General features: G+C 66.4%; 6 protein-coding genes. 3 read left to right on the forward strand and 3 right to left on the reverse strand.

The window, feature by feature from the left end; genetic code table 11:
- Together DBR22_RS17595 and DBR22_RS17600 are read right to left on the reverse strand one after the other, a co-directional pair.
- Positions 1-502, reverse strand: a 502-nt coding sequence (locus DBR22_RS17595) for an alpha/beta hydrolase (RefSeq protein WP_146187552.1), incomplete at its 3' end; no start/stop codon positions are given.
- Between the two features lie 2 nt (positions 503-504).
- Complete coding sequence (locus tag DBR22_RS17600; RefSeq protein WP_108600085.1) at positions 505-1,617, reverse strand: LacI family DNA-binding transcriptional regulator; 1,113 nt, start codon at positions 1,615-1,617, stop codon at positions 505-507.
- Between the two features lie 178 nt (positions 1,618-1,795).
- On the opposite strand from DBR22_RS17600, the gene DBR22_RS17605 reads away from it, so the two are divergent.
- The 3 genes from DBR22_RS17605 to DBR22_RS17615 are packed head-to-tail and all read left to right on the forward strand — an operon-like array spanning position 1,796 to position 5,015.
- On the forward strand, positions 1,796-2,965 hold the full coding sequence (locus DBR22_RS17605) for a Gfo/Idh/MocA family protein (RefSeq protein WP_108600086.1): 1,170 nt from the start codon (positions 1,796-1,798) through the stop codon (positions 2,963-2,965).
- Positions 2,965-4,179, forward strand: coding sequence for a dihydrodipicolinate synthase family protein (locus DBR22_RS17610; protein WP_108600087.1), 1,215 nt, complete (start codon positions 2,965-2,967; stop codon positions 4,177-4,179). Before DBR22_RS17605 ends, DBR22_RS17610 begins: the two co-directional genes overlap by 1 nt.
- Positions 4,176-5,015 (forward strand): sugar phosphate isomerase/epimerase family protein, encoded by an 840-nt coding sequence (locus DBR22_RS17615; protein ID WP_108600088.1) that lies wholly within the window; start codon positions 4,176-4,178, stop codon positions 5,013-5,015. The genes DBR22_RS17610 and DBR22_RS17615 overlap by 4 nt, the downstream gene beginning before the upstream one ends.
- A 110-nt stretch (positions 5,016-5,125) precedes the next feature.
- On the opposite strand, the gene DBR22_RS17620 is transcribed toward DBR22_RS17615, so the two are convergent.
- Positions 5,126-5,451: FGGY-family carbohydrate kinase (locus DBR22_RS17620; protein WP_258229271.1), on the reverse strand; the 326-nt coding region annotated here is incomplete at its 5' end.

The raw sequence follows: 5,451 nt of genomic DNA on the forward strand, positions 1-5,451 counted from the left end.
CATGGAGTTCGGCGGACATCCTGCGCAGCAGATCGCCCGACGGCGACACTCCGAGCAGGTTGTCCACTGACCCCTGATGGGGCTCAGCCAGGCAGGACACCACGGGGTAGCACAGGACTGTCAGATCCGGGACCGCTGCCCGGACATCCAGGATGGCACTCCCGGTGGCAGCCGCCGTCGACAGGGTTGCGGCCAGGTGGCCTCCCGCAGAGAAGCCCAAAACCCCCACCCGTGAACCGTCCACGTCGAGCCCAAGGGCACCTTCGCGGATGCGCAACATGGCTTCCTTTGCATCCTCGAGCGGGGCCGGGTGCCGGTGCGGAGCGACCCGGTACCGCAGAACATACGCGTGGATTCCCAGGCCGGCGAGCCAGCCGGCCACAGGTTCCGCTTCGTGGTCGGCCTGGCGGGCATACCCTCCGCCGGGGAGGACCAGTACTGCAGGTCGGGGTCCGGTGTGGGGACCGCGGGCAGGGACCGCTGTGAATGAGCCGGGGCGCATCCTCAGGCGACTGTCTCGGTGCTGCGACGCAGGGTGACCTGGCCGGTGACAGGAGTCAATGAGGCAGCGCTGCCGTCTTTGCCCGCTGCACGGCGGGCTGCCTGCCGGCCGATTTCCTCCAGCGGAAGATGGACGGTGGAAAGGGCCGGGCGGAAATCCCTGAGGGTCTCGATGTCGTCAAAACCTGCCACGGCGGCGTCGCGGGGGATCCGCAGTCCCTGGGATCGCAGGGCGGCTGCGGCTCCGATCGCCATCACGTCATTGACAGCGAAAATACACAGCGGCGCCGCCGGGCCTTCAGCCGGGGCGGCCGGGGGCGAATCGCCTTCCGCTGCGGTGGTGCCCGCTGATTGGACCGCTTTGATGCGCGCGGCAAGCGCGAGCCCGGCGTCGAAGCCGCCGGACCGATTAAAGGCTGTCCTCAAAACCTCGGCTGCCGGCCGGCCGGCAGCCTTCAACCCCTGCTGGAACCCCCGGATCCGGTCATCGGAGGTGAGCAGGCCCTCCGGACCGCCAATAATGACAAAGCCGCCGGAGCTGATGGCGGCAAGTTCGGCAGCGAGCTCCGCGGCCAGTTCTTCGTTAGGCACCTGAACCACGTGGTAACCCTCGTCAGCGCCAGCGCCAACGACCGCGTGGCCAACAACTGCGACCTGACCGCCGTTGCGGCAGTAGCGGTCCAGTTCGGCGGCAAGTTCGGCGTTGCCTTCCCGGTCTTCGGGACGGGACATCCTGGAGCCGGCAATCACGATCGAATCAGCCCGCCGGGCGGCGAAGGCGGCCACGGCCTCCTTCTCGCTTTCCGGGGCGCCTTCAGTACTGGCCAGCAGCACCATCTTGCGCTGTTCACGGGCGGCTTCCTGGACGCCGCGGGCGATCGCGGAAAAGTAGGGATCGGCAATGTCATGCACGATCAGCCCGATGAGTCCGGAACTGGATTTGGCCAGTCCCTGGGCCTGGGCGTTGGGAATGTAGCCGAGGGATTCTGCAGCCTGGCGCACCCGGTCCGCAATGTCCTTGCCGGGCGTGCGGGCTGACCCGTTCAGGACGCGTGAAGCTGTGGCCGGCGAGACACCGGCCAGCCGGGCCACCTCGGTAAGGGTGCTTGCAGCCACGGCATCTCCTGTTGTTGTCGTCGTTCGGCGCTGTTCACGCTGGATTCAGTATGGCAGTTTGGGACTGCTTGGGGAAAGCGCTTGCCAAGTGAGGATCGGGTGGTGCATCATGGTTGCAGTGGGAATGCGCTTTCCCGAATCAGCTTGAGTAATACTGCTCACTCACCGTGGAGGACACATGGGCTTCGAAACTAAGACGATCCGTATCGCCATGAATGGCATCACCGGCCGGATGGGCTACCGCCAGCACCTGCTGCGCTCCATCCTTCCCATCCGTGATGCCGGCGGCTTCACCCTGGAGGACGGTACCCGCGTCCAGGTCGAACCCATCCTGGTAGGCCGCAACGAAGCCAAAATCCGCGAACTCGCGGAACTGCACAAAGTGTCCGAGTGGACCACGGACCTCGACTCCGTCATCAACGACCCCACCGTTGACATCATCTTTGATGCCTCGATGACGAGCCTCCGTGCCGCCACGCTGAAGAAAGCAATGCTGGCCGGCAAGCATATTTTCACCGAGAAGCCCACGGCTGAGACCCTCGAAGAGGCGATTGAACTGGCCCGGATCGGCAAGGAAGCCGGCGTCACAGCAGGCGTTGTGCACGACAAGCTGTACCTGCCCGGCCTGGTCAAGCTGCGCCGCCTCGTGGACGAAGGCTTCTTCGGCCGGATCCTCTCCATCCGTGGCGAGTTCGGCTACTGGGTCTTCGAAGGCGACGTCCAGGCGGCCCAGCGCCCGTCCTGGAACTACCGCAAGGAAGACGGCGGCGGAATGACCACGGACATGTTCTGCCACTGGAACTACGTCCTTGAAGGCATCATCGGCAAGGTCAAGAGCGTCAATGCCAAGACGGCCACCCACATCCCCGCGCGCTGGGACGAAGCAGGCAAGGAATACAAGGCAACGGCCGACGACGCCTCGTACGGCATCTTCGAGCTCGAGACCCCGGCCGGCGAGCCCGTCATCGGCCAGATCAACTCCTCCTGGGCAGTCCGGGTCTACCGCGACGAACTGGTCGAGTTCCAGATCGACGGCACCCACGGTTCCGCCGTGGCCGGCCTGAACAAGTGCGTTGCCCAGCAGCGCGCACACACCCCCAAGCCGGTCTGGAACCCGGACCTTCCCGTCACCGAGTCCTTCCGCAGCCAGTGGCAGGAAGTCCCGGCCAACGCAGAGCTGGACAACGGCTTCAAGCTGCAGTGGGAGGAGTTCCTCCGCGACGTTGTCGCCGGCCGCGAGCACCGCTTCGGCCTGCTGTCCGCTGCCCGCGGCGTCCAGCTTGCTGAACTGGGCCTGCAGTCCAACGACGAACGGCGCACCATCGACATCCCGGAGATCACGCTCTGATGACTTCCCTGATCCTTCCCTCCAGCGACGGCGGCACCCGCGAGTACCGCCTCCAGGGCAGCACGTCGTGGGCGCGTCCCACTGCCCCGCTCACCGCCCGCCGAGCCTACGCCGCCGCGCACGTGATCCCCGAGGTCCTGGGCGACAACACACCCGGCGCTCCCGCCAGCCTCGACTGGGACGCCACCATGGCATACCGCCACGAACTCTGGTCCTATGGCCTCGGCGTCGCCGATGCCATGGACACGGCCCAGCGCGGCATGGGACTTGACTGGGCAGCTACCCAGCAGCTCATCAAGCGCACCGGTGTGGAGGCAGCCTCGGTGGCCTCCTCCGGTAACGCCGCAACCGCCGGCAAGACGGTGCGGGACCTCGTCGCCTGTGGTGCCGGCACGGACCAGCTCGATATGGCTGCCCTGCCCGCCGGAGAGGCCGGACTTGCTGCCGTACTCGATGCCTACCGCGAGCAGATCGCCGTCGTGTCCGAAGCCGGACCAAAGGTCATCCTGATGGCCTCCCGCGCCCTGGCGAAGGTTGCCGGCGGACCGGACGATTACCTCAAGGTGTACTCCACCCTGCTCCAGGAAGTGGACCAGCCTGTCATCCTGCACTGGCTTGGAACGATGTTCGATCCCGCCCTGGCCGGCTACTGGGGTTCAGATGATGTGGCACAGGCGACCGAAACGTTCCTCTCCCTGATCCGCGACAACGCAGACAAGGTTGACGGCGTCAAGGTTTCCCTGCTCGACGCCAGCCACGAGGTATCCCTCCGGGCAGTCCTGCCCGAAGGCGTCCGCCTCTACACCGGGGACGATTTCAACTACCCCGAACTGATCGACGGCGACGGAAGCCACCACTCGGATGCCCTGCTGGGGATCTTCGCGGCCATCTACCCGGCGGCTTCCGTCGCGCTGCAGCACTACGACGCCGGCAACGGCGTCAAGGCGCGCGAAATCCTGGACTCCACGCGGGAACTGGGCAAGCACATCTTCAGCGCACCCACGTTCTACTACAAGACCGGGATCGCCTTTATGTCCTGGCTCAACGGCAAGCAGCCTGGCTTCCAAATGGTGGGCGGCCTGCACTCCGGCCGGTCCGTATGCCACCTGGCCAGGACGTTCGAACTCGCCGACCAGGCGGGGCTGCTGAAGGACCCGGCCCTGGCCGCATTCCGGATGTCCGACTACCTGCGCATCAACGGAGTGGGAGTATGAGCGACTTCTCCCGCCTCGCGATCAACAGTGCCACCACGAAAAAATGGACCCTCGCCCAGGTTGTTGACGGTTGCGTCAACGCCGGTATTCCATCGATCGGGCCTTGGCGTGACCGCGTTGAAGAAGCCGGCCTGGACAAAGCGGCACGCCTGATCAAAGACGCGGGTCTCCGGGTCTCGTCCCTGTGCCGTGGCGGCTTCCTGACCGCTGCCGATGCCGAGGGGCAGGCCGCCGCGCTGGCCGACAACCGGGCAGCCATCCTGGAGGCCTTGGCCCTGGACACCAAGGAACTGTTCCTGGTGGTCGGCGGCCTGGCGCCGGGGGAAAAGGACGTGGTGGCCGCGCGCCGGCGCGTCGCCGACCGCCTCGCCGATCTGGCGCCTTTTGCCCAGGAGAACGGTGTCCGCCTGGTCCTGGAACCGTTGCACCCGATGTACGCCGCAGACCGTGCGCTCATTTCCACGTTGGGGCAGGCACTGGACCTCGCAGCACCCTTCGACGCCTCCACAGTGGGGGTCGCCGTCGATACCTTCCACGTCTGGTGGGACCCGGAGCTCAAGGCCCAGATCGCGCGGGCCGGCCGGGAGGGCCGGATCGCCTCCTACCAGGTGTGCGACTTCAACATGCCCATTGCCGCCGATCCGCTGCTGTCCCGCGGTTACATGGGCGACGGCGTCGTGGACTTCGCCACCATTGGAACCTGGGTGCGCGAGGCTGGCTACACCGGCGACATCGAGGTTGAAATCTTCAATCAGGAGATCTGGGACACGGACGGCAACACCGTCCTGGCCACGGTCAAGGAGCGGTATGCGGAGCTTGTGCTTCCTTACGCCTGACCTGATTCAGACCGCGGGCTCCTGCTAACGTCACGGCAGGAGCCTGCGCCCCACCAGCAAAATGACCTGCACCGTTGGCGGTGCAGGTCCTTTTGTGTTCCCGGCAGGAACTATGCGAGATAGGCGGCAGCGTGCCTCCGGTATCTGGCCAGGGTGCCGCCGTCGGACGTTTCCACCGGCAGTTCAACGCCGCTGAGGGGCCAGTCCGGGAAGGCGCCGGCCAGCACCGCGGCTGCCTGGCGGGCTGCGCCGTCGGCCACGTATTCGCCGGGCGTCGGAACAAACGCGGGCAGGCCCAGCAACCGGCAGGCGGCCTGCTGGACCGCTGCCGACTGCGCGCCGCCGCCCACCAGGATGACCCGGCGGGCATCCACACCCTGTGCCTGCAGGGCGGCCAGGCCGTCAGCGAGGGAGCAGACCACGCCCTCGACGGCGG

Source organism: Arthrobacter sp. HMWF013 (assembly GCF_003061105.1).
Classification (GTDB): domain Bacteria; phylum Actinomycetota; class Actinomycetes; order Actinomycetales; family Micrococcaceae; genus Arthrobacter.

Excerpts from the sequence above, each read along its gene's own strand:
- DBR22_RS17615 (WP_108600088.1), top strand. The coding sequence starts at position 4,176 with ATGAGCGACTTCTCCCGCCTCGCGATCAACAGTGCCACCACGAAAAAA.
- DBR22_RS17610 (WP_108600087.1), top strand. The coding sequence starts at position 2,965 with ATGACTTCCCTGATCCTTCCCTCCAGCGACGGCGGCACCCGCGAGTAC.
- DBR22_RS17605 (WP_108600086.1), top strand. The coding sequence starts at position 1,796 with ATGGGCTTCGAAACTAAGACGATCCGTATCGCCATGAATGGCATCACC.